25 protein-coding genes are annotated in these 23,054 nt (G+C 40.6%); 3 read left to right on the forward strand and 22 right to left on the reverse strand.

Annotated elements, in window-relative coordinates; all coding sequences use genetic code 11:
- Positions 1-5: 5 nt before the first annotated feature.
- The 22 genes from F3G76_RS06540 to gpmI all read right to left on the reverse strand — a co-directional run bounded on the left by F3G76_RS06540 (position 6) and on the right by gpmI (position 20,083).
- Complete coding sequence (locus F3G76_RS06540; RefSeq protein ID WP_149706259.1) at positions 6-1,094, reverse strand: DegT/DnrJ/EryC1/StrS family aminotransferase; 1,089 nt, start codon at positions 1,092-1,094, stop codon at positions 6-8.
- Between the two features lie 3 nt (positions 1,095-1,097).
- On the reverse strand, positions 1,098-1,673 hold the full coding sequence (locus F3G76_RS06545; protein ID WP_188116269.1) for an acyltransferase: 576 nt from the start codon (positions 1,671-1,673) through the stop codon (positions 1,098-1,100).
- Positions 1,673-2,638: a Gfo/Idh/MocA family oxidoreductase gene (locus F3G76_RS06550; protein ID WP_107930122.1), complete on the reverse strand. Its 966-nt coding sequence runs from the start codon at positions 2,636-2,638 to the stop codon at positions 1,673-1,675. Before F3G76_RS06550 ends, F3G76_RS06545 begins: the two co-directional genes overlap by 1 nt.
- Before the next feature lie 32 nt (positions 2,639-2,670).
- Complete coding sequence (gene argS / locus F3G76_RS06555; protein ID WP_149706260.1) at positions 2,671-4,254, reverse strand: arginine--tRNA ligase; 1,584 nt, start codon at positions 4,252-4,254, stop codon at positions 2,671-2,673.
- Between the two features lie 9 nt (positions 4,255-4,263).
- Positions 4,264-4,485: a twin-arginine translocase TatA/TatE family subunit gene (tatA, locus tag F3G76_RS06560; RefSeq protein ID WP_021087958.1), complete on the reverse strand. Its 222-nt coding sequence runs from the start codon at positions 4,483-4,485 to the stop codon at positions 4,264-4,266.
- A 51-nt stretch (positions 4,486-4,536) separates the two neighbouring features.
- Complete coding sequence (gene gmk, locus F3G76_RS06565) at positions 4,537-5,148, reverse strand: guanylate kinase (protein WP_149706261.1); 612 nt, start codon at positions 5,146-5,148, stop codon at positions 4,537-4,539.
- Positions 5,149-6,702, reverse strand: coding sequence for a Highly acidic protein (locus F3G76_RS06570; protein WP_149706262.1), 1,554 nt, complete (start codon positions 6,700-6,702; stop codon positions 5,149-5,151). It lies immediately after the preceding gene.
- Positions 6,703-6,758: 56 nt separating this feature from the next.
- Positions 6,759-7,520, reverse strand: a complete 762-nt coding sequence (fliR, locus tag F3G76_RS06575; RefSeq protein ID WP_149706263.1) for a flagellar biosynthetic protein FliR — start codon at positions 7,518-7,520, stop codon at positions 6,759-6,761.
- Positions 7,521-7,610: 90 nt separating this feature from the next.
- On the reverse strand, positions 7,611-8,255 hold the full coding sequence (locus tag F3G76_RS06580; protein WP_002941236.1) for an ABC transporter ATP-binding protein: 645 nt from the start codon (positions 8,253-8,255) through the stop codon (positions 7,611-7,613).
- Positions 8,255-9,319, reverse strand: a complete 1,065-nt coding sequence (gene tsf / locus F3G76_RS06585) for a translation elongation factor Ts (RefSeq protein ID WP_002941206.1) — start codon at positions 9,317-9,319, stop codon at positions 8,255-8,257. Before tsf ends, F3G76_RS06580 begins: the two co-directional genes overlap by 1 nt.
- A complete protein-coding gene (rpsB, locus tag F3G76_RS06590; protein WP_107770635.1) occupies positions 9,319-10,107 on the reverse strand; it encodes a 30S ribosomal protein S2 in 789 nt (262 codons plus the stop codon). The genes tsf and rpsB overlap by 1 nt, the downstream gene beginning before the upstream one ends.
- Before the next feature lie 190 nt (positions 10,108-10,297).
- The gene (iadA, locus tag F3G76_RS06595; RefSeq protein WP_149706264.1) at positions 10,298-11,437 is read right to left on the reverse strand and encodes a beta-aspartyl-peptidase; all 1,140 of its coding nucleotides are present in this window, start codon (positions 11,435-11,437) and stop codon (positions 10,298-10,300) included.
- A gap of 10 nt (positions 11,438-11,447) precedes the next feature.
- A complete protein-coding gene (locus F3G76_RS06600; RefSeq protein ID WP_002941393.1) occupies positions 11,448-11,657 on the reverse strand; it encodes a hypothetical protein in 210 nt (69 codons plus the stop codon).
- On the reverse strand, positions 11,647-12,366 hold the full coding sequence (locus F3G76_RS06605; RefSeq protein ID WP_149706265.1) for a purine nucleoside phosphorylase YfiH/LACC1 family protein: 720 nt from the start codon (positions 12,364-12,366) through the stop codon (positions 11,647-11,649). Before F3G76_RS06605 ends, F3G76_RS06600 begins: the two co-directional genes overlap by 11 nt.
- A 10-nt stretch (positions 12,367-12,376) precedes the next feature.
- A complete protein-coding gene (locus F3G76_RS06610) occupies positions 12,377-12,991 on the reverse strand; it encodes a riboflavin synthase (RefSeq protein WP_103557720.1) in 615 nt (204 codons plus the stop codon).
- Between the two features lie 432 nt (positions 12,992-13,423).
- Positions 13,424-14,266 (reverse strand): YwqG family protein, encoded by an 843-nt coding sequence (locus F3G76_RS06615; RefSeq protein ID WP_149706266.1) that lies wholly within the window; start codon positions 14,264-14,266, stop codon positions 13,424-13,426.
- Positions 14,267-14,277: 11 nt separating this feature from the next.
- Positions 14,278-15,132: a CbrC family protein gene (locus F3G76_RS06620; protein ID WP_149706267.1), complete on the reverse strand. Its 855-nt coding sequence runs from the start codon at positions 15,130-15,132 to the stop codon at positions 14,278-14,280.
- Between the two features lie 204 nt (positions 15,133-15,336).
- A complete protein-coding gene (accA, locus tag F3G76_RS06625; protein WP_002941254.1) occupies positions 15,337-16,272 on the reverse strand; it encodes an acetyl-CoA carboxylase carboxyl transferase subunit alpha in 936 nt (311 codons plus the stop codon).
- A 1-nt stretch (position 16,273) separates the two neighbouring features.
- Entirely contained in the window at positions 16,274-17,485 is a 1,212-nt protein-coding gene (locus F3G76_RS06630; RefSeq protein ID WP_149706268.1) for a beta-ketoacyl-ACP synthase II, read from the reverse strand.
- A gap of 34 nt (positions 17,486-17,519) precedes the next feature.
- Complete coding sequence (acpP, locus tag F3G76_RS06635) at positions 17,520-17,753, reverse strand: acyl carrier protein (protein ID WP_002941395.1); 234 nt, start codon at positions 17,751-17,753, stop codon at positions 17,520-17,522.
- A gap of 86 nt (positions 17,754-17,839) precedes the next feature.
- Entirely contained in the window at positions 17,840-18,583 is a 744-nt protein-coding gene (gene fabG / locus F3G76_RS06640) for a 3-oxoacyl-ACP reductase FabG (protein WP_021083753.1), read from the reverse strand.
- A gap of 36 nt (positions 18,584-18,619) precedes the next feature.
- Positions 18,620-20,083: a 2,3-bisphosphoglycerate-independent phosphoglycerate mutase gene (gene gpmI / locus F3G76_RS06645; RefSeq protein ID WP_149702986.1), complete on the reverse strand. Its 1,464-nt coding sequence runs from the start codon at positions 20,081-20,083 to the stop codon at positions 18,620-18,622.
- A 79-nt stretch (positions 20,084-20,162) separates the two neighbouring features.
- Between gpmI and mraY the strand changes: the two genes are divergently transcribed.
- The 3 genes from mraY to murD are packed head-to-tail and all read left to right on the forward strand — an operon-like array spanning position 20,163 to position 22,969.
- Positions 20,163-21,227 (forward strand): phospho-N-acetylmuramoyl-pentapeptide-transferase, encoded by a 1,065-nt coding sequence (mraY, locus tag F3G76_RS06650; RefSeq protein WP_149706269.1) that lies wholly within the window; start codon positions 20,163-20,165, stop codon positions 21,225-21,227.
- Between the two features lie 3 nt (positions 21,228-21,230).
- Positions 21,231-21,746: a hypothetical protein gene (locus tag F3G76_RS06655; protein ID WP_149706270.1), complete on the forward strand. Its 516-nt coding sequence runs from the start codon at positions 21,231-21,233 to the stop codon at positions 21,744-21,746.
- A 5-nt stretch (positions 21,747-21,751) separates the two neighbouring features.
- Positions 21,752-22,969, forward strand: coding sequence for a UDP-N-acetylmuramoyl-L-alanine--D-glutamate ligase (murD, locus tag F3G76_RS06660; RefSeq protein WP_149706271.1), 1,218 nt, complete (start codon positions 21,752-21,754; stop codon positions 22,967-22,969).
- The last annotated feature ends 85 nt before the right edge of the window (positions 22,970-23,054 follow it).

Below are 23,054 nucleotides of genomic sequence, written 5' to 3' on the forward strand. Positions count from 1 at the left end.
CCTATTTATTTTAAATTTTCTACAATAAATTCAATTTCCACATCTTTTAAATATGGATTCATAGGTAAGCTCATTATCTCATTTGAAATCATTTCCGCTATAGGGAAGTCCCCGGACTTATATCCTAAATATTTAAAACACTCCTGCAAATGAAGTGGCATAGGATAATGTACAGCTGTTGGCACACCGGCTTCTTTTAATTTTAGCTGCACTTCATCTCTATTTTTTATTCTAATAGAATACTGTGCCCAAGCTGACTGAGCTCTACTATCAATGTATGGCAATATTACATTTTTATCTTGCAATGCATCTGTGTATTTAGATGCCACTTCTTGTCTTAATGATAAATCTTTTTTGTAATGTCCAAGTTTTACCAACAAGACAGCTGCTTGAATAGTATCTAATCTACCACCAATACCAATATATTGATGATGATATCTTTTTGACTGCCCGTGTAAGCGTAAAGATTTTAACTTTACCGCAAAATTTTCATCATTTGTAAAAGCAGCACCACCATCACCATAACAGCCAAGTGGTTTAGCTGGGAAAAATGATGTAGTAGCAATATCACCAAGAACCAAATCTTTGACATCATTAAAGGTTGCGCCAAAACTCTGCGCACCATCAACTATAACCTTTAGGTTATGTTTTTTGGCTATTTTTGAAATTTCGTCCATATCGGAAGGCTGACCATAAAGCGAGACTGGAAGTATGGCTTTTGTTTTTGAAGTTATGGCCGCTTCTATTTTACTGGCACTTATATTATAAGTTTTTTCATCAATATCAACAAAAACTGGTTTTGCCCCAAGCAAAGCAATCATTTCAGAAGTTGCTATAAAAGTAAATGGTGTTGTAATAACCTCATCACCAGGTTTTATATCAATAGCCATTAGAGCCATCAAAATAGCGTCAGTTCCACTACTACAGCTTATGGCATACTTAACATCTATATATTTTTCTAGTTCCGTTTCAAATTCAGAAATTTCAGTTCCCATTATAAAGTTACAATTTCTAGCAACCTTTAAAATAGCTTTCTCGATTTCATCTTTGTAAAGTTCATGTTGATACGCTAAATTTGCAAAATCTATATTCATATTTTACTCTTTTACTACTATTAAATTTTCATCAACTACCCTATAACTACTACCATCAAAATCATCAACAGCCAATCCATTGCCATCAAATTTCAGTGTATTTCCTGCCTTACTAACCCAACCTATTTGTCGCGCCGGCACACCAACCATAAGCGCATAAGGTTTCACGTTGCGATTTACAACAGCTCCACTTCCTATGAGAGCATACTCACCGATAGTAACACCACAAACTATAGTAGCATTTGCGCCAATGCTACAGCCTTTTTTTAAAAGTGTTTTTTTAAATTCTTCTTTTCTAATGATAAAAGCGCGTGGATTTATAACGTTTGTAAAAACCATAGATGGTCCCAAAAACACATCATCTTCTATTTCAACACCTTCATATATTGAAACATTATTCTGTACTTTTACGCCATTACCGACTCTAACATTTGGTCCAACAACACAATTTTGACCAAATGAACAATTTTGTCCAATAATAGAATTGGCTAATATATGAGAAAAATGCCAAATCTTTGTTTTTTCCCCAATTATTACGTCACTATCTATAAACGAACTTTCATGAGCAAAATATGGCATTATTCTACCACCTTTTTACAAAAAGGATGATATTCTCCTCTTAAACCAATGGGCGACATTTTTCTTATGCTTGAAACAATATTAATAGAATTTCTAGCCTCATCCAAACCAAAACCTTCTCCAGAAAGGATATGCTCGTAGCTTTTGGTATGCAAATCAGTAAAACCATCAGAAAATTCTATTTCGTCACCATCGACCTTAATACTTCTAAAAGTTCTTTTTCCGCTGTTTTTTATATTCTCAGGAATATAATCATAGTTGACAGACAAAAACCATCTAACATTTGCGTTTTTAAGCCTCATATATCCTGCATTTGCATCAGGTTGCTTAAGGTGAACTATATTTTCCTCTATAGGTCCAAAAATCCAAGAGAGCATATCAAAAAAATGCACTCCAATATTTGTAGCAACACCACCAGATTTATCTTCATCGCCCTTCCATGATATAAAATACCATTTACCACGAGATGTTAAATAGGTCAAATCTACATCATAAATTCTGTCTGGATTTTGTAAAAGCTCTTTTGAAATTTTGTTTTTTAATGCAACAATTGACTCATGAAGCCTTAGCTGTAAAATATTAAATACTTTTTTGCCACTCTCTTCTTCGATTATTTTTAATTGATCTATGTTATGCGGATTTAAAACAAGTGGCTTCTCACAGATAGCATTTGCTCCGCTTCTTAGGGCAAAACGAATATGACTGTCGTGTAGATAATTTGGAGTAGTTATCGCAATATACTCTATTTTTTTATTACCGTTTCTTCGCCACTTATCAACAAATCTATCAAACCTTTCATATTCAGTAAAAAAATAAGCTTGAGGAAAATAGCTATCCATTATTCCTATTCCATCATAAGGATCTAGGGCTGCAATCAGTTCATTGCCTGTATCCTTAATAGCCCTCATATGCCTTGGAGCTATATATCCACTAGCGCCTATTAAACCAAAATTTACACCACTCATCTTAATAATCCTTTTTATCTGAAATTTAAATTTTACATCCTATCTTTAGCTGTGATTCCCATTATGTTAAATGCTGTTTTTATCGAGACAGCAACGACTGCAAAGACTTTTAACAAGCTATCTTCATTTTCATTTCCAACCACGCGGTTTTCATTATAAAATTTATGAAAGCTAGCAGCTAGTGACTTTAGATAGTCTGGTATTTTTTGAAGCTGCCTTGAGACAAAAGCATCCTCTAAAATTTCAGGCAAGATAAGCGCTTCAAAAAGTAAATTTTTAGAATTTTCATCTAGGCACTCAAAGTCCGCATTTATCACGTCACTGACGCTTTTTCCAGCCTTTGCAAAGATCTGATTTATCCTAGCGTGAGCGTAATTTATATAAAAAATAGGGTTTGAGCTATCCTCTTTTTTAAGCTCATCTACGTCAAATTCCAAACTACTCGTGTTTGCCTTGCTTATAAAAATAAATCTAAGCGCCTCAGCACCGATCTCGCTTGCGATATCACTCATAAGCACGGCATTGCCAGCGCGCTTGCTCATCTTGTATGGCTTGCCCTCTTTTAGCAGACTAACCATCTGCATAAGTATCACTTCAAGCTTGTTTTCATCGTAACCAAGGAAATTTATCGCAGCCTTTAGCCTTGCGATATATCCGTGGTGATCCGCGCCCCAAATGTTTATATAGTGGTCAAAATTTTTCTCAAATTTAGCGTTATGATAGATGATGTCGCCAGCTAAATATGTCGGTCTGCCGTCATTTCTAACCACAACCCTATCGTTATCGTCGCCAAGTGTGGTAGAAGCGATATAGATAGCGCCCTCTTTTTCATACATTTGATTTGAACGTTTTAGCTTTTCTATTGTTGGCTCCAGACGGTCATAAAGAGCTTTTTCACTAGCCCAGCTCTCTATAAATATCCCAACATCAGCCAAGTCTTTTTTGATAATTTCAAGCACGATATCCTTGCCAAACTCAGCAAGCTCAAGGTTCCTGCTCTCGTCATAAAAAATTTCCTTGCCAAATTTCTCATTTGCAAGCTTAGCAATATCTAAAATATAATCCCCGCGGTAATATTTCTCTGGATAGACGACACTTTCGTTAAAAAGCTGCTCTTTAGCCGCAAGTGATATCGATGTGCCAAGCAGATCTATTTGATTGCCAGCATCGTTTATGTAGTATTCTGTTGAGATATCGTAGCCAAGCCTTTTGCCAAGTCTTGCCAAAGTATCGCCATAAACTGCGCCTCTAACGTGTCCGATGTGAAGCGGCCCAGTCGGATTTGCGCTGATGTATTCTATTAAATAGCTATCTTTTTTCGCATCTTCTTTTGCAAAATTTTCGCTATCTAGCAAAATTTGCTTTGAAATTTCATCTAAAAATTCGCTTTTGAGCTTGAAATTTAAGTAGCCATTTACCGCGCTAGCTTCAACTATCTTGCTATCACTAAATTTATCAGCAAATTCGCTAGCTATTATAGCTGGAGACTTTTTTAGCTCTTTTGCAAGGCTAAAAAGCGGCGTCGCATAGTGGGCTAAATTTTTATCCTTTGGCTTTTCAAGCACAAATTCTCGCTCTAAAACCTTTGAAATTTCAGCTTTTACTTTATCTTTCAACTCTAAAACCTACGCGTTTTTAGTTGTTTCTTCTATCTTTTGACTAGCTGCACTCTCTTCTTTATGCTCGACTTTCTCGCTCTTTTCAGGGGTTGTGTCCTCCATCTCGGCTTTAAAAGTCTTTATGCCCTTACCTAGTCCTTTTGCAAGCTCTGGGATCTTCTTTGCTCCAAAAAGTAATACAATGATCGCTAAAACGATCAACCAGTGGCCAATGCTAAAAGAACCCATCTTTTCTCCTTATCAAATTTTCTCAAAATATTATCATAAATTCCTGAATTTCTAACAATCTATCCACTCGTCGATGACATTTCTTAAGTTTATCTTAGCACTTTTTAACCTCATCGCTCGAAGGATTGATTTTAACCCTTTATAGCTCTTTTCTATATCATCATTTACTAAAAAATAATCATACTCTAAAATATACTCCATCTCTCCAACTGCGTTCATTAAGCGATTTTCTATCGTTTCGTCACTATCTGTTCCGCGGTTTTTCAAGCGTCTTTTTAGCTCTTTTTTATTCGCAGTTGTGATAAAAACTGAAGTGATGTAGCTTTTAAATTTCTCAAGTGCGATGTGAAAGCCCTGCACATCGATGTCAAATATCACTATCTTTCCAGCTTCAAGCGCTGCTAAAACTGGCTTTAGGCTCGTGCCATAGTAGTTTTTATGCACCTGCGCCCACTCTAAAAACTCGCCTTTTTTTATGCCGCTTTTAAATTCATCTTCTTTTATAAAATAATAATCCACCCCATCAACTTCGCCTTCTCTTTTGGCTCTTGTCGTGCTTGAGATAGAAAAATATAGGTCTTTCTCTTCCTTTAAAAGACGGCCCAAAAGCGTGCTTTTGCCGCTTCCACTAGGTCCCGAAACTACTAAAATTTGTCCTTGCAACTACTTTTCCTCGAAACTTATATTTATCTTGATGTTCATATCTTTTAGCACATCTCTTAGTGAGCTCTCATTTAGCGACTCGTGGACGTGTTTTGTGATCTTTTTAGTTAGCTCTTCTTTATAGTCTTCTTTTGCATCATTTTTTGAGCTTGTTTGAGGTATATCTTTTAGCCCAAATGCCGCCAACATCGTGTTTTCATCTATATCATCTATCGATACAACGTCAAAATTTAACTCACTTGATGCCGCGTCTTTGCTCTCTTCTTGTGCGTTTTCTTCTTGAGCATTTTCTTCTTCAAAAGTTTCATCTACTAGACCTAGATCTTCTTTGGCTTCTGGCTCGCTCACATCTTCTAACTCTTCTACTGGCATCTCACTAGAAGCGTTTTCGCTATCACTAGGCTCTAAATTTTCTAGCTCCTCACTTGAAATTTCATCCAGAGCCTCTTCTATATCTTCTTCTGCTTTTTCATCATCTACTTGAATTTGCTCTTCATCAGCCTCAGAGATCTCATCTAAATTCTCCTCATCTTTAGGCTCATCTTCTAAATTTATCTCATTTTCAAGGCTATCTTCATCATCAAATTTAGCTAGTTCGTCTAAATTTAGCTCTTCTTGCTCTAAATTTTGAACATCTAGCTCAGTATCGTCTAAATTTTTATTTTCCTCATCAGCCTCTTCACTATTTAGCTCTTCATCAAGCGAATCGATCTCACTAAGCTCAAATTTACTCTGATCTATCTCGTCAAGCTCGCTACCCGCGTTCTCTTCATCGACCAAGCCTGCAACGTCATTTTGGCTAATAATATCATCTAAATTTTTATTCAGCTCTTCATCTGCTTCAGACTCTTCTGGCATATTTTCTATCTCATCGACAAGCGCGCTAAGCTCTGCTAGATCGCCATCTTTGCTCTCTTCGCTCTCATTTGCATCACTTATCGCTTCGCTAGTCTCTTCATCCACGCTCTCATCAGCAAGGTCCTCACTAGCAAGCTCTTGCAGGTCCTCAAGCTCTTCTAAAGCATCCACATCGCTAGCTTCATTTTCCTCTTGCAAGTCACTCTCGTTAATCTCCTCACTTGGGCTATCTATGCCACTTTCTAAAAGCTCTTTATCAAGGTCTGCGAAATTTTCTAAATTTGTATCGATATCAGGCAGCTTAAACCCTGACATCTCGTCAAAATTTATAGCCTCGTCGCTAAAATCACCAAAGTCGCTTTCGCCCTGCTCACTAGCATTTTGCTCGGCAACTGGCTCATCTTTTGGGATATTTTGCTCAAAAACACTTATAAATTCAGTCGGTAAAAATGGTTTTTCAAGCATCAAAGTAGCAAATTCTGGTTTGCTCTCGCCACGACTTGCTAGATACATCACCTTTTTATCTGTAGCTAGCTCGCTACTATCCACGTCACTGTCGATTATGATAAAGTCAAACTGAGCATCGTCAAATCCATTTAGATCCTCAAATTCGCTATATTCGGTGCCGATTTTATTCAGACTTAAAGTTATCAGACGTGAAACTGCTGGATTTTTATTTATTAGAGCAACTTTCATCATCCCTCCTTGTAATAGTAAAAGCCTATTCTATGATAAATTTCATTGCTATTTTCTTAAAAAAACAGAGCCGGCAGATCATTTATCACTTTTAAAAGTAGGTCGCTCATGATCTTCATAATGCCTGCTAAAATGGCTATCAAAACGGAAAATCCGATCGTCACTTTGATAGGATAGCCGATGACCAGTAGGTTAAACTGCGGCATCGTCTTCATGAGCATGCCAAAAATGGAGTCTGAGAGCAAAGAGAGAGCGATAATTGGAAATGACATAATAAAGCCAAACATAAACAAATTTGTAAATAAATTTATCGCATAGCTCATGATGCCAGGTCGTGGATAAAAATCGCCAAGAGGCACAACAGCAAGCGAGCTAGCGTAAAACTGAAGGAGCAAATGGTGGCCGTCAAATGCCAAAAATGTTAATAGCGCGATGAAATTTATAAGGTTTGCAATGACTGGAGAGTTTGTGCCAGTTTGCGGATCAAGCACCGACGCCATCGAAAAGCCCATGACCATCGATATTTGCTCGCCTGCCATTTGAAGCGTGGCAAAGATGATGGTTAGCATAAGTCCAGCACAAAGACCCAGCATAACCTCGCCTAATATCTCGCCGATTAAGAAATTTATAGAGTTTTCATGAGCTTTTGAGATTGGAAATAGCACGACGCAAAGGACAAAAACTAAAAGCGTTTTTACGCTAAGAGGAATTTGATTGTGCGAATAAAATGGAAAAAAGACGACGAGACCGCTTAGGCGTGCAAATAAAAGCATAAAAACTATTGCTTTATCGGCTCCAAAAAATTCTACTAGTTCCATTTTGCTCTTTTAAATTTTTTACTAATTTTACAAAATTTTACTTTGTTTTTTAAATTTAAGCGGTAGTTTTTAGAAATTTGAAGCTAAATTTTAAGAAATTTGCACAAGCTCTTTGTTCTCAAGCTTGTATGAGTTGTCACATTTTGCGGCTAGGTCGTTGTCGTGAGTGACTAGAACAAGAGCAGCATTGTTTTCATTTATATAGTCAAATAAAACTTGCATCACTTCATTTGCTGTTTGCTTATCAAGGTTGCCCGTTGGCTCGTCTGCAAAGATGATCTTTGGCTTTTTGGTAAGCACTCTAGCGATACTGACGCGCTGCTGCTGGCCGCCACTTAGCTCACCAACTTTTTGATTTATCACACTTGAAATTTTAAGCGCTTCAAGATCATTTTTTTCTATATTTTCGCCAGATAAAATGCTTGCAAGCTCGATATTTTCATAAGCACTAAAACCTTTAAAAAGATAGTGCGACTGGAAAATGATGCCAAAATGAAGCCTTCTAATAGCCAAAAGCTCGTTTTGAGAAAGCTCATAGATCGATCTATCTTGGTAGATGACCTCGCCAAAATTTGGCTTTAAAAGTGTTGAAAGTATGTGTAAAAGCGTTGATTTGCCACAACCGCTAACGCCAGTTATCGCGATGCTTTGTTTTTGATTGAGAGTTAAATTTATATTGTTAAAGAGCGTATAATCATACGCAAAGCCTAGATTAGACGCTCTTAAAATTTCCATTAGCCTATTTGGGCAGCAACTTCTGCAGCAAAGTCATCTACTTTTTTCTCTAAGCCTTCGCCAAGCTCGAAACGAACGTATTTTACGATCTCGATCTTGCCGCCAAGCTCTTTGCTCTTCTCTTCGATAACTTGTTCGATAGTCTTTTTATCGTCCATTACATAAAACTGACCTAAAAGTGTAAGGCGTTGGTCAAGCACTGTGTTATCAGCGTAAAATCTCTCGATCTTGCCAGGGATGATCTTGTCCCAAATTTTCTCAGGTTTGCCCTCAGCTTTTAGCTCTTCTTCTATCGCTTTTGTAGCTTTTGCAAGCTCAGCCTCACCTATCTGGCAGCGGCTAGCATACTCAGGGATGTGGTGAAGTGGCTTGCCTAGGCGTTTTAACTCTTCATTTTCTTTTTCAAGCTCAGCGCGAAGTGCGATAAATTCTTTCTCAACAAAATCTTTATCAAGGTCTTTGTAGCTTATAACGCTTGGCTTCATAGCAGCTGCATGCATACATAAATTTCTTATAAATTCAGCTGCTTTGTTTGCAACTTCAGCACTTTCGCAAGCTGCACCGATAAGTACGCCGACACGGCCATTTGAGTGAACATAGCCATTTACCACGCCCTTATCATCAGCGCTAATAGTCTCAAAGCGGCGAACTACAAGGTTTTCGCCGATAGTTGCGATCTGAGTCTTGAAGTATTCTTCAAATTTAACACCGTTTAAAGTGCTTGTATTTAGCTCTTCAACTGTTTTTATGCCACTTGATTGGATGTGAGCTGTTGTATCTTTTGCAAGTGCTTGAAACTGTGGGTTTCTAGCAACAAAGTCAGTCTCAGAGTTGATCTCGCTGATAGTTGCTTTTTTACATTTTGAGCAAACTTCAACACTTACTAAGCCCTCGCTTGCAAGGCGGTCAGCTTTTTTAGCAGCTTGACCTAGGCCCTTTTCGCGAAGGATGTCAACAGCTTTTTCCATGTCGCCATTTGCTTCGCCAAGTGCCTTTTTGCAGTCCATCATGCCAGCTCCGGTTGATTCGCGGAGCTCTTTTACCATTTGTGCAGTTATTTCCATTACTCTTCGTCCTCGCCAAAGTCTTCTTCGCTCATAGCCTCAGCTATAACTGCGTCTTTCTCGTCTTGGCTTACTTCTTCGCCAGCAGCTTGCTCGCCACCATCTTGCTCAAGAAGTGATTTGCCTTCGTTGATCGCCTCAGCCATCTCTTGGCAGAAAAGCTGAACAGAGCGGATCGCGTCATCGTTTCCTGGGATAGGATAATCAACAACGTCAGGATCGCAGTTTGTATCGATCGGTGCTACAACTGGGATCTTTAGGCGATTTGCCTCTTGAACGGCGATCTTTTCCTTAACTGTATCAACAACAAATATCATATCAGGTAGGCTTTTCATATTGCGGATACCGCCAAGAGTTGCGATAAGCTTCTCTTTTTTGCGGCGAAGCATCAAAGCCTCTTTTTTAGTTAGTAAATTTATCGAACCATCTTCTTCCATAGTCTCGATAACTTCTAGTTTGCGGATAGACTGGCGGATAGTACCAAAGTTTGTCATCATACCACCTAACCAGCGGTGATTTACATAAGGCATTCCACATTTTTCAGCGTACTCTTTTATAGCGTCGATAGCTTGTTTTTTAGTACCAACAAATAGTACTGACTTACCTTCAGCAGCTGCGTCACGAACGATGTTGTAAGTGTAGCGGAAGTAGCGGATAGTCTTTTGTAGATCTATAATATAGATACCTTTTCTCTCGCCAAAGATAAATTTTTTCATCTTTGGGTTCCAGCGGCGTGTTTGGTGACCAAAATGTACGCCACACTCTAATAAATCTCTCATAGTTACCATGAGTTTCTCCTTGTTTTAGGCATTTTGCCTTGAATTTAGTTTTATCCTCCACGACCATTAATGCTTTCGCACAACCAAATTTAGGATTGTCGTGTGTGAAATAAAGCTTGGATTATATTGAAACTTGGCTTTATTGAAGCTAAATTTAAAGATTTCTTTAGCTACAAATAAAGCGCAAATTTCTTTAAATTTACTCGAAAAAGCCTTTTTTAACGACCTTTTCGTCTTTAACGCAAAACTCGCCTTTTGCGATCACGTCATATAAATTTAGCTCCTCATCAAAGACACAAAGATCAGCGTCATTGCCAACTTTTATCTCGCCTTTTTGGCTTAAATTTAGATATCTCGCCACGTTTTTGCTCATCAAAGCCAAAGTATCTTCTATCTTTAAAATTTTATTTCTCACCAAAGCTTGCAATACCTCTAAATTTGACGCACATGACGCGCAGCCGTATCCCACTAGCTCGCCATTTTCGTTAAATTTAGGCACGCTGCCGTTGCCATCAGAGCTCATCGTTAGACGCTCTAAATTTAGCCCATTTTCAAGACCATAAGCCACCACCTCGTGAAGTGGGGCAAATTTACTCCCACCACTTGTGATATCGATGTTTCCGCCCATTTTTTGAAATTTCAAAGCCTCGTTAAACAGGTCTTTCGTCCTAGCGCAGTGTGTCGGCGAGAAGTAATGAACTGGAAATTCATAGTCTTTTATCACCTTAAAGACGTTGTCAAATTTCTCACTCAGCCCTCCCATGTGCATGTGAAGCACGCCACCTTTTTTAGAGACCATGCCCCCTATGCGTATCTTGCTTAGGATCTTAATGAGCTCCTCTTTTGAGACGTAGCTGCCGCGGTTGTCGGTCAGTGCGATCTTTACGCCGATTACTTTGTCGATTAGTATGAGGTCCTTTGCGATGTCGCCGGTAAATGTCACACAGGGGCTTGCGTATGAGCCGGTGTGGATGAAGGTCGATATGCCCTCAAACTCGAGCGCTTTTGCTTTGGAGTAGAGATTTTCTAGGCTTCTGGTGACACCATCAGTCCCCAAAACGCCAACAAGCGTCGTAGTGCCGTATTTTACGATCTGACTAAGCGTGATCTCAGGCGTTCTTGAGTGATATCCAGCCTCACCGCCACCACCAGTGATATGCACGTGCTGATCAATCAGACCTGGAGCTAAAATTTTGCTCTTTAGGTCGTAAACGCTAAGCCCTTCTACGCTAAAGCTTAGCCCCTCGCCGATGGCTAAAATTTTACCGCCACCTACCAAAACATCGCGCTTGCCAAGAAATTTTGGCGTGTATAGATTAGCATTTTTAAGTAAAAGCATATTTTCTCCTTTATTTGCTAAGTTGTACTTTCTCTTCTATCTCCATCAGTTTTATAAAAATTTGCTCGATATTTTCCCTATCCACGGCACTTAGCTCCATCTTTTTTGAGCTAAGTAGCATCTGCACAAACTCTTCATTCATAAGCTGCTCAAAGCCCAAATTTCTAGCGTTTTGAGCTATTTTTGCCGCTAGTGGATTTTTAAAGCTCTCATATCCCATTTTTATCCTTAAATTTCACTGCAAATCCGCAAAATCTACCGCACACGCCGTCTCTTCGGTATGAAAAATATCTCTCATCGCAGTGTGTGCAGACTTCACTAAAGTTTAAATTTCTAACCCCAAGTGCGCTAAATTCATCTCTCAAGGCTGCGTTCATATCAAAATTTCTACCTATCTTATATGCGTTAAATTCCCCAAGGTCAAGCTCGCCCACCTCGTAGCAGCCGCCTTTTATATTTGCTCCGACAAAGACACTCATCTCGCCCGCTCTTGAGCCAAATTTCTCGCCCATAAGCTTAACTGCTTTTGTGCAAATTTTTAGCGTCACGCCAGCTCTGCCTGCATGAGCCACGCAGATAGCGCCCCGCCTCTCATCTATCATCACGACCGGCGAGCAGTCAGCCACCAAAACACAGATGCCTACATCGCTTAAATTTGTGATCACAGCGTCGCACTCTGGTAGCTCGTCGTCCTCGTTTTCAAGAACAAAGACCTTGTCCGAGTGGATCTGCTTCATAAATTTAAGCTGCCTAACGCCCAAATTTCTAGCCAAAATTTCTCTATTTTTTATGACATCTCTTAGCTCATCACCCACGTGATCGCCCAAATTTAGCGAGCTAAATTTAGCTTCACTCACGCCGCCAAGCCTGTTTGTAAAGCCAGCCGTGATGCCATTTCTATCAAAAACGATCTCTAAATTTTCACGCATCTTCGCTCGCTTAGTAAAGGCTTGAAATTCTCTCGACCTCGTCCCAGCTAAGGCCGCCATTTTGCTTGCTCTCAAGCATCCTAGCCACGTAGCGAGCCAGCAGGTCGCTCTCGATATTTACGCGCCTGCCGACCTTGAAAGTGCCAAAAAGACTATCTCTAAACGTGATCGGAATGATCGTTAGCCTTATGCCCTTTGGCAAAATTTCATTTATCGTAAGGCTAACGCCCTCGACGCCCACCGAGCCCTTGTTTGCCATCAGAGCCATCGCCTCACGTGGCAGGTCTATGTAAAAATCAACGCCATTTTCATGCTTTTTTATAGCCGAGATCACGCCGATAAAGTCGATGTGCCCTTGCATCAAATGCCCATCCACGCGCTCTCCAAGCTTCATCGCTGGCTCGATATGCACCAAGCCACTTAAATTTTCAACCGCGACATTTGCCCTGCTCTCTGCGCTTAGCTCTACGCTAAAGCCATCATCATATAGTTCTATCACGCTTAGGCAAGCGCCATTTACTGCGATGCTGTCGCCTAAATTTGGGCGAAATTTAGCCTTTAGGCGTAAAACATTTTGCGAGTAGCTAATGACCTCGGCAAGCTCCCTGATTAAGCCATTAAACATATTTTGCCTTTAAATTTTTTAAGGATTTTACTAAATTTTGCCTAAATTTGGCGCATGGATAGCTCTGCTAGTTTTGTGAAATTTAAAAGGTATAAAGGCTAAATATCGCAACTGACATTAAGATAGGTTTTTAGCGGTCACGCAAAAAACAAAAAACGCGAGTGCAACCTAGAAAAAGAAATAAAAAAGCTAGCAAATTAGCGATGAGCCACTAGTTTGGTAGCAAAAGTCACTTGCAAGGTAAATTTAACTGGCGGCAAATTGCAAAAGGTTTTAAACTTGATCTAGCTAGCATAAATTTCACCTGCTATTTGCCTTTAAATTTTTAATTTTACACATTCTACGCGCGAAATTTATATGGCTCGCCAAAAAAACAGCAATAATAATTTTACTACCAGACGCATATCAAAAGCTTTTAGCTAAATTTCGCCCCTAGCTTGTCTGCAAAACTAGCCACGTCTTGCTAAAGTCGCGCGCCGCTAGGTCGTCCCTCTTTATCCACAGATAAACTCTACCCTCTCCGTCCCAGTCCATGTCGCTCTCCCAGTCGCTATCTATCTGCAAAAGCAGCTGCCACTGGGCGGCATTTTTCTCAAACTCAGCGATGTTTGGGTGGTGATAGGCGCTGCCATCGCCGCAGTCAAGGCCATTTGCGACTAGCTCACACTCTAGCTCCATGCCGTCTTGGATGTTGTCAGAGTGACCAAGTAGCTTGTTTTCTTTGGCCTGCCAGCTTGGCTCGATGACCTCGTGATATGCCTCCCACTCCTCCTCGCTAAATTTACCAAATGGCACGAGCGAGCTTTGCAAACTTGGCAAATTTAGCTCGTTTTTAAAGCTAAGAGAGCGTGCGCCAAATGTGAAATTTACGCCACCAATGTTTTGGCGAGCAAGTTGGTCTTTAGCTGCCTCAGAAAAGATCACGGCAAAGCCCTTTTTATCAGCAGGGTCGTAGCCCCAAATGCGTAAATTTATATCATAAAAAAGATAGAGCATGCCACTTTTTGGTAGTAACTCATCGGTGTCAAATTTGCCAACTTCAGCAAAATTTATCTGCGCCACAAAGCTAAGCGCGCCGTTTTCATTTGATGGCCATGGCACGCTAGCTGGCAGATCAGGCTGCCCTCCAAATTTAGACGCTCCAATGGCGATATCACCGTCACTTTTAGCCTGCGTATCTATCTTTATAGCATTTTTAGCCATTGGCTTTAAAAACTCAAAAAGTCCCTCCAGACCGCGCTCTTTGCAGCCTTTATAAATTTCATTTAGATCCATATTTTACCTTTCTAGCAAGCATCAATGTAGATGTGATACTTTTTGCAGTGCAAGCAGCGAAACAAATATCCAGCAAAGTCGCCGCCAGCTACAAGCAGCTCGCGAGCCATTTTTACGTCGTAATCGTCCCTTTTTGCGTAGTCATCAAAAACCTCGTCTGCTATGCCAAGCTCTAAAAGCTCCTTCGTGCCCACATCGCCCAAAAATGCGCAATAATCATCACAGCATGCCACCCAGTGCTCGCCCTGCCAGCTCTCATAGCCAGGTGTTCTTCTAAAAAGCTCGTCATCTTTTTTGGTGTCATCCGTGGCAAGCTTGTCGGCGTCTTGAACAAAGGTAGCGTCAAATTTCTTGGCAGCTGTGCCATTTGCTATGCAGGCTGGGCAAAGATAGGTAACATCTTGTTCGCTATAGACGCCATTGTTGTAATAAATTTCTGTCTCTTTACCGCAACACTCGCAGATGACACACATATCATCTTTAAATGCGCCAGTTTTTAATGGCTCTGGATGATAGCGAAATTTTGGCAAGGTGGCTGCCTGTGCCTTTTGGGCTGAAATTTGCTCTTTGCTTTTTGGCCTTGGCACCGCCCATTTGTCGCCCTCATCCAAAAACTGCGAAAGATAACCAAGCGTTTTTAGCTGCTTTTTGTCGTTTCTATCGTGTATCTTTAAAAGTAGCTCATAAGCGCTCTTTTGCATAGACAAAAGCTGATAAATATCTACTAAAACGCTCTTTGCCTGCATATCCTCGCTTGCCTCAAGCTCTTCTTTGAACTGATACAAAGCCTCCACGCTCGCCGCATTGCCGTTATTTTTGTAGTAATCTTTTGAAAGATTTATATATTTTTCTTGAAATTTATCCACAAATAGCCTTTATGAAATTTGCTAAGAATTTTAGCTTTAAAGACTTAAAAGTCGCATAGATGAGTTATTAAAAATTTAAAAGAGTGGGATAAAAATATAAAATTGTTTAATTTTTAAAATTTAAAAAAGGCACATTAAATTTAGCGTAAAGGAGAGCCACAAGCGAATTTACTTAAACTTTCAACTCGCTTGCGACTATAAATTTTACTCTTCATAAGCTCCGATAGAGAGGATTTTGTCTATTCTTTTTGCGACAAGCTCGTTTATATCAAGCTTCTCAAGCTCGGCTAACTCTGAGATGAAGTAGTTTGCAAGTGCTTTTGCAGCACCATCTTTATCTCTATGAGCTCCATTTATCGGCTCGTTTATCACGTCATCTATAAGCGATAAATTTTTTAAGTCATCAGCCGTTATCTTCATAGATTTTGTGGCTTGCTCTTGTTTAGCTGGGTCGTTCCAAAGTATCGCTGCACAACCTTCTGGTGAGATGACTGAAAAGACAGAGTTTTTCATCATAGCAAGTCTATCAGCCACGCCTATTGCTAAAGCGCCGCCACTTCCGCCTTCACCGATAACGACAGCTATTATTGGAGTTTTTAAATTTGCAAATTCAAATAAATTTCTAGCTATGGCCTCGCTTTGACCTCGCTCTTCAGCGCCAACACCAGGATATGCGCCCGGAGTGTCTATCAAAAATAAGATAGGTAGGTTAAATTTTTCAGCCAATTTTGCTACGCGTAAAGCCTTTCGGTAACCCTCCGGATGAGGCATACCAAAATTTCTTTTTAGTTTATTTTTAGTGCCACGACCTTTTTGCTCACCTATAACGACAGCCTTTTTGCCTCCGATATAGCCGATGTAGCAGACTATTGCTGGGTCGTCGCGAAATGCCCTGTCGCCATGGATCTCATAGCCATCAACTAAAAATGAATTTATATAATCAATAGCGTATGGTCTATCTGGGTGACGAGCAAGTTGTAAACGTTGGTATTCGTTTAAATTTTTATATACTTTTGATATCTCTTTAGATAGGTTCTTATTTAAAATTTCAACAGCATGTTCATCGCCTCTGATCTTAGCATTTGCTATATCTTCATCAATTTGCTTTATGCTCTTTTCAAAATCTAAATAATTTGACATCTTAATCCAACTTTTTAAATATCACGACGCCGTTTGTTCCACCAAAGCCAAATGAGTTGCTCATAACAGCTTTTATATCAGCTTTTCTAGCTTTATTTGGAACGTAGTCTAGATCACAGTCTGGATCTGGCGTTTCGTAGTTTATCGTTGGAGGGATGATGCCATCTCTCATTGCCATTATAGATATGACAGCCTCGATCGCACCAGCACCACCCAAGCAGTGTCCAGTTTGACCTTTGGTTGAGCTAACTGGTGGGCATTTATCACCAAAAACAGCCTTTAGTGCAGCTGTCTCATTTTTATCATTTACAGGCGTTGAAGTACCATGTGCATTGACATAGTCTATCTTTACGCCTTTTGCCATATCAAGTGCTTGTTTCATCGCGCTTAATGGACCTTCAAGTGTTGGTGATGTGATATGGTGTGCATCTCCGCTCTCACCAAATCCAACTACTTCAGCGTAAATTTTAGCTCCTCTTGCAACAGCTGACTCGTACTCTTCAAGCACAAGTGCGCCAGCGCCCTCGCCCATTACAAAGCCATCGCGGTTTGCATCAAATGGCCTTGAAGCTTTGCTTGGCTCATCGTTTCTAGTTGAGAGTGCTTTCATCGCTGCAAAACCGCCTATACCAACGCCGCAGATAGTAGACTCAGCACCGATAACTAGCATATTTGTTGCTTGACCGATCATTATGCATTTTGCTGCTTGTGATATCGCATGAGTGCTTGCTGCACAAGCTGTTACGCTTGATAAATTTGGACCTTTTAGTCCGTGATTTATTGAAACTATGCCACCTAGCATATTTACAAGTGCAGATGGGATGAAAAATGGCGAAATTCTCTTTACACCTTTTTCAAAATATGTGATTGAGTTTTTCTCAATATTTGGCAAACCACCTATACCAGCAGCTGAGCTAACACCAAATTTATGAGCGTCAAACTCCTTAAAATTCGCATCAGCCATAGCTTCGTTAGATGCTTTTATGCCAAGCTGTATGAAACGATCTACTTTTTTCACCTCTTTGCCGTCTAAAATGCTATTTGGATCAAAATCAGTTATCTCGGCAGCAATTTTAACAGGGAATTCGCTTACATCAAAGTTCGTGATCTCTTTCACACCTGTTTTACCCTCGCAAATAGCCTTAAAAGAGCTCTCTTTATCAAGACCAAGTGCGTTTATCATGCCAATACCAGTTACAACGACTCGTTTCAATACATCTCCTTAAATCAAACTATGCAAATTTAAATTATTTGCCTAGTTTTTCTATATAATTTACAACGTCTTGAATGCTTACTAATTTCTCTGCTTCGCTATCAGGAATTTCTACTTCAAATTTCTCTTCTAAAGCCATAACTAGCTCTACAACGTCAAGTGAATCAGCGCCCAAATCTTCGATGATTTTAGACTCTAGTTTTACCGCTTGTGGATCTACGCTTAGTTGCTCTACAACTACGTCTCTTACGTCTTCAAATACTGCCATTTAAGGTCTCCTTATAAAAAATGTCTGTTATCTTATAATATTTACGCTTTTATTTATTTTAAATTTCAAAACTTGCTGAAATTTCATTACATATAAAGTCCGCCGTTTATTTTTAGTGTCTCGCCAGTCACGTAGCTCGCGTGATCACTTAGTAAAAATGCCACAGCCTCGGCCACCTCACTAGCGCTACCAAAGCGTTTTAGCGGGATATTATCGCTATAAGTTTTTTTCACCTCGTCACTTAGTCCATGCGTCATATCAGTCTCGATAAAGCCCGGAGTTACGCTGTTAAAGCGGATATTTCTGCTTGCGCCCTCTTTTGCAAAGCTCTTGCTCATGGCGATTAGTCCGCCCTTGCTGGCTGAATAATTCACCTGTCCAGCATTTCCCATCTCACCAACGATAGATGCGACGTTTACGACTGCTCCGAAGCGCTTTTTACTCATCACTTTCAAAGCCTCTCTACATCCTATGAAAGCTGAAGTTAAATTTGCATTTATCACATCTGTAAATTCGCTAGTTTTCATGCGAAGCGCTAGCTTGTCATTTGTGATGCCAGCGTTATTTACGAGATAGCTTAGCTCACCGTCGCTATCAACTATCAAATTTATACCTTTTATAAACTCATCTTCGTCTGTCGCGTCAAATTTTATCACCGCAGCCTTGCCGCCATTTTGCTCGATTTCAGCTTGCAAAGCGTCTGCTATCTCAGGCTTTGAGCGGTAGTTTATCCACACTTTTAAGCCCATATTTGCAAGCGTCTTTGCGATTTGTGCGCCGATACCTCTGCTTGCACCTGTTATTAGCACGTTTTTTCCGCTAAATTTCATAAATTCTCCTTATAAATTTTGCTTATATTATCAAATTTAAAATAACGCCTCGTCCATTTCAGCTGGAATTTCAAGCCCCATGAGTTTTAAAACGCTAGGCGCGATGTTATTTAGTCCGCCATTTTTTAGCTCTTTTACCCCATCAGCCATCACAAAGCAAAAGACGTCGTAGGTCGTGTGATTTGTCAGTAGCTCGCCGCTGCTATCACGCATCTCTTCGCAGTTTCCGTGATCGCTCGTGATGATCATCGCGTAGTTTTTCTCTTTTGCCTTGGCGTAAATTTCTCCAAGAGCTGCATCCACTGCCTCTACGGCTTTTATAGCAGCTTCGTAGTTGCCAGTGTGCCCCACCATATCACCATTTGCGAAATTTACTACGATAAAGTCTTGCTCGTCCTCCATGCCCTTTAGCACAGCCTTGCAAACATCAGCAGCACTCATCTCTGGCTTTTCGTCGTAGGTTTTGACCTTTGGACTGGGGATTAGCACCCTAGTTTCGTTGCTAGCTAGCTCCTCGACGCCACCATTAAAGAAAAATGTTACGTGGGCGTATTTTTCAGTCTCAGCCGTGTGAAGCTGCCTTAGTCCAGCAGCTGCTATGACCTCGCTTAGAGTGTTTTTTATCTTTTCATTTTTAAAGAGCACTTCAAATTTAAAATTTGCGTCGTATTCGGTCATGGTGATTAGATTTTTGATAGCAAAAGGTCGCTCAAACTCGCTAAATTTCTCCTCGCCTAGAGCCTGGCAAATCTCTCTTGCTCTATCATTTCTAAAATTTATTACGATCACGCCGTCATCTTTGCCTATGCCCTTAAAGCCATTAAAGCTTGCTGGCTTTACAAACTCGTCTGTCACGCCCTCATCATAGCTTTTTTGTAGATACTCGCTTGGTGCTAGATCGCTTAAATTTGCCCCATTTACTAGGCTATCATAGGCCTCTTTTACGCGCTCCCAGCGTTTATCTCTATCCATCGCGTAAAATCTCCCGCAAACGGTCGCTACCTTAAATTTAGCCTCCAAGCTTTTGATGAAATTTAGACCGCTATTTGGGCTAACGTCGCGTCCGTCGGTTATAGCGTGGGCAAAAACTTCGCAGCCATTTTTACTAGCAAGCTCGCACATGCCGTCAAAATGCTCCATATGAGAGTGCACGCCACCGTCGCTATATAGCCCCATGACGTGAATTTTTTTGCACTTTTTAAAAAGAGCTTTTAGCGCTTCATTTTCTGCTATTGAGCCGTCATCAAAGCTGCGTGAAATTTTGACCAAATTTTGATATAAAACTCGACCGCTTCCTATGCACATGTGCCCTACTTCGCTATTTCCCATCTGCCCCTCAGGTAGCCCCACAGCGTTTCCAGAAGTTTTTATGAGTGAGTTTGGAATTTCTTTAAAAAATTTATCGTAGTTTGGCTTTTTGGCCGCCTCAAATGCATTAAATTTGCCATTTTTGTTATATCCAATGCCATCAGTTATTATAAGTATAGTTTTTTGAGCCATTTTTAAATTTTATCCTTAAATTTAGATAATTTTTAAGGCCATTATACTAAAATTGCTTTTTTTTAAAATAAAGGCCCCTATGTTTTACTATATCTACGAAATTTTAAATTTTAATATCTTTCAGTATATCACCGTTCGCGCTGGCATCGCGTTTTTCATAGCATTTATCTTGACAGCTTATCTGATGCCTAAATTTATCGCCTGGGCAAAGGCAAAAAACGCCGCACAGCCTATCTACGAGCTCGCGCCACAAACTCACCAAAAAAAGGCCAAAACGCCAACCATGGGCGGACTTGTCTTTGTTTTTACTGCAGTCATCGCCACGATCATCTGCGCTAGGCTTGATAACGCTTTCGTACTAGCATCGCTCTTTTGCCTAGTTTGTTTTACTTTGCTTGGCTATAAGGATGATTACAGCAAAATTTTAGGTGCGAAAAACCACGCCGGCATAAGCCCAAAGGCAAAGCTCTTTTTTCAGTTTCTAATCGCCTTTTTGCTCGCAGCCTTTTTATACATCAGCAAAGAGCTAAACACCGAGTTTTACCTGCCATTTTACAAGCAGCCGATCTTTGACATGAAAATTTTTGCCATTTTCTTTTGGACGCTAGTCATCGTCGCAGCCTCAAATGCGGTAAATTTAACAGACGGACTTGACGGGTTAGCCGCGGTGCCATCGATATTTTCGCTTCTAACTCTCGGCGTTTTTGCCTACATCTGCGGCCACGCTGTCTTTAGCTCGTACCTGCTTTTACCAAAGATCGCAGGCGTTGGCGAGAGCGTCGTCGTAGCCTCTGCGCTCATTGGCTCGCTCATGGGCTTTTTGTGGTTTAACTGCCATCCGGCCGAGGTCTTTATGGGCGATAGTGGCAGCCTGAGCGTCGGCGCATATATCGGTTTTATGGGTGTTGCGACCAAAAATGAAATTTTACTCATCATCATCGGCCTCATCTTTGTCGTTGAAACCCTAAGCGTCATCTTGCAGGTGGGTAGCTTTAAAATTTTTAAACGCAGAATTTTCCTAATGGCGCCTATACATCACCATTTTGAGATAAAAGGCTGGGCGGAAAATAAGATCATCGTGCGCTTTTGGATCATCGCGCTTTTAGCAAATTTGATCGCACTAACGGCGCTAAAGATCAGGTAGATCATGCGAGCGCAGATAGAGCCTGACTTTGAGAGTGCTAGAAAAAAGTATGATGAAATTTTGGAGCAAATTTTAGCCTACACCGACTTTTGCGACGAAAATGACGATGAGGACGGCGAAGAGTACCGCAAAGTAGAAGAGCGTCTAGCCAAGATAAGCGGCAAAGATATGAGTAAATTTAGCCTGCATGAGTGGTGGGAGGCCGAGGGGGCTGAAAATCTCGCCTTTGACATCGCCCTGCCAGAGCCAAAAGTAGTGCCTGATATCACAAAAGACGAGCTTAGGCAGATCGTGGAGCGTATGTTAGCGCCTGTGCCTGAATTTGATGATGATTTTTTAGAGGCATTTTATATAAGAGTAAAATTTGCCTGCAAAGGCGCATATTTTGCAGAGTTTTTGAAGCTAAATTTTGCTGATACATTTAGCTTTGAGCTCTTTGAGCGCCGCGAGATAGAGGGCGTGATGCGTGAGCTTAGCGCTAACGAGATAATAGAAATTTTATGGAGCAAAAGAGGATAAAAAGCATGAGAAAATCACTATTTGGCTATGGTGGCACGACAAAAGCTATCGCTAAAAACTTCGTGAATGATGGCTTTTGGGATATCTACGATGATAAATTTAGCGAAATTTCAAAAGATGAGTTTGGCAACACTATTTTGCCAGTTAGCGAATTTGACCCAGCAAAAAGCAGCCTAGAGATACCAAGCCCGGGCATCCCGCCTCACCACGAGCTTATCAAAAAAGCTAAGAATTTAGTTAGCGAATATGACTATTTTTATGAAATTTACAAGGCGCATTTGCCATTTAATGTCTGGATAAGCGGCACAAACGGCAAGACGACGACTACAAAGATGATGCAGCACCTGCTAGAGAGCAAAGGCTCTGTCATGGGTGGCAATGTCGGTATCGCGCTAGCAATTTTAGACCCAAACGCTAAAATTTGGATACTTGAGACTAGCTCATTTACCCTGCACTACACAAAGCGCGCCACACCAGGAATTTACGTGCTTTTGCCGATCACTCCAGATCATCTAAGCTGGCATGGCAACATGAGCGAGTACGAAAAGGCCAAGCTAAAGCCGCTTGCTAGCATGAGTGAAACTAGCGTAGCGATAGTGCCTGAAATTTACGCTAAAACACCTACAAAAGCCAAAGTGATCGCCTATAAAGACGAGAGCGATCTTGCTCGTTTTTGTGGTGTAATTTTGAAGGATATAGCCTTTAAAACGCCGTTTTTACTTGACGCACTGCTGGCACTTGCGGTGGAGAAAATTTTATTTGACCGCTGCGACGTGGCACTTTTAAACACATTTGTCATCGAGGCAAACAAGCTTGAAGAGCTCACCGACAAGATGGGGCGAACCTGGGTCAATGACACAAAAGCGACCAACATAGATGCGAGCATTCAAGCCGTAAAACGCTACAAAGACCACTTCATGCACCTAATCTTAGGCGGCGACGACAAGGGCGTTAGCATGGATGAGCTCTTTGAAAATTTAAAGGGTCTTAAGGTCAAAATTTACGCAATCGGCTCAAACAGCGACAAACTTATGAATTTAGCTGCTAAATTTAGCGTGCCTGCCCTAAAATGCGACTTTTTACAAAATGCTGTAAATGAAATCGGCAAAGAGCTTAAAAGTGGCGAGATAGCGCTTTTAAGCCCAGCAGCTGCGAGCCTTGATCAGTTTAAGAGCTACGCCGAGCGAGGAGATAAATTTAAAGAGTTTATAAGGGCTCTTTAAAGCACAATTTTCTCTTAAATTTACCCTGCTATTTCATAAATTTACAGGTATTACTTTGACGTAAAACAACGATAATATCTAGCTC

It is taken from the genome of Campylobacter concisus, from assembly GCF_902460575.1.
Classification (GTDB): Bacteria; Campylobacterota; Campylobacteria; order Campylobacterales; family Campylobacteraceae; genus Campylobacter_A; species Campylobacter_A concisus_AW.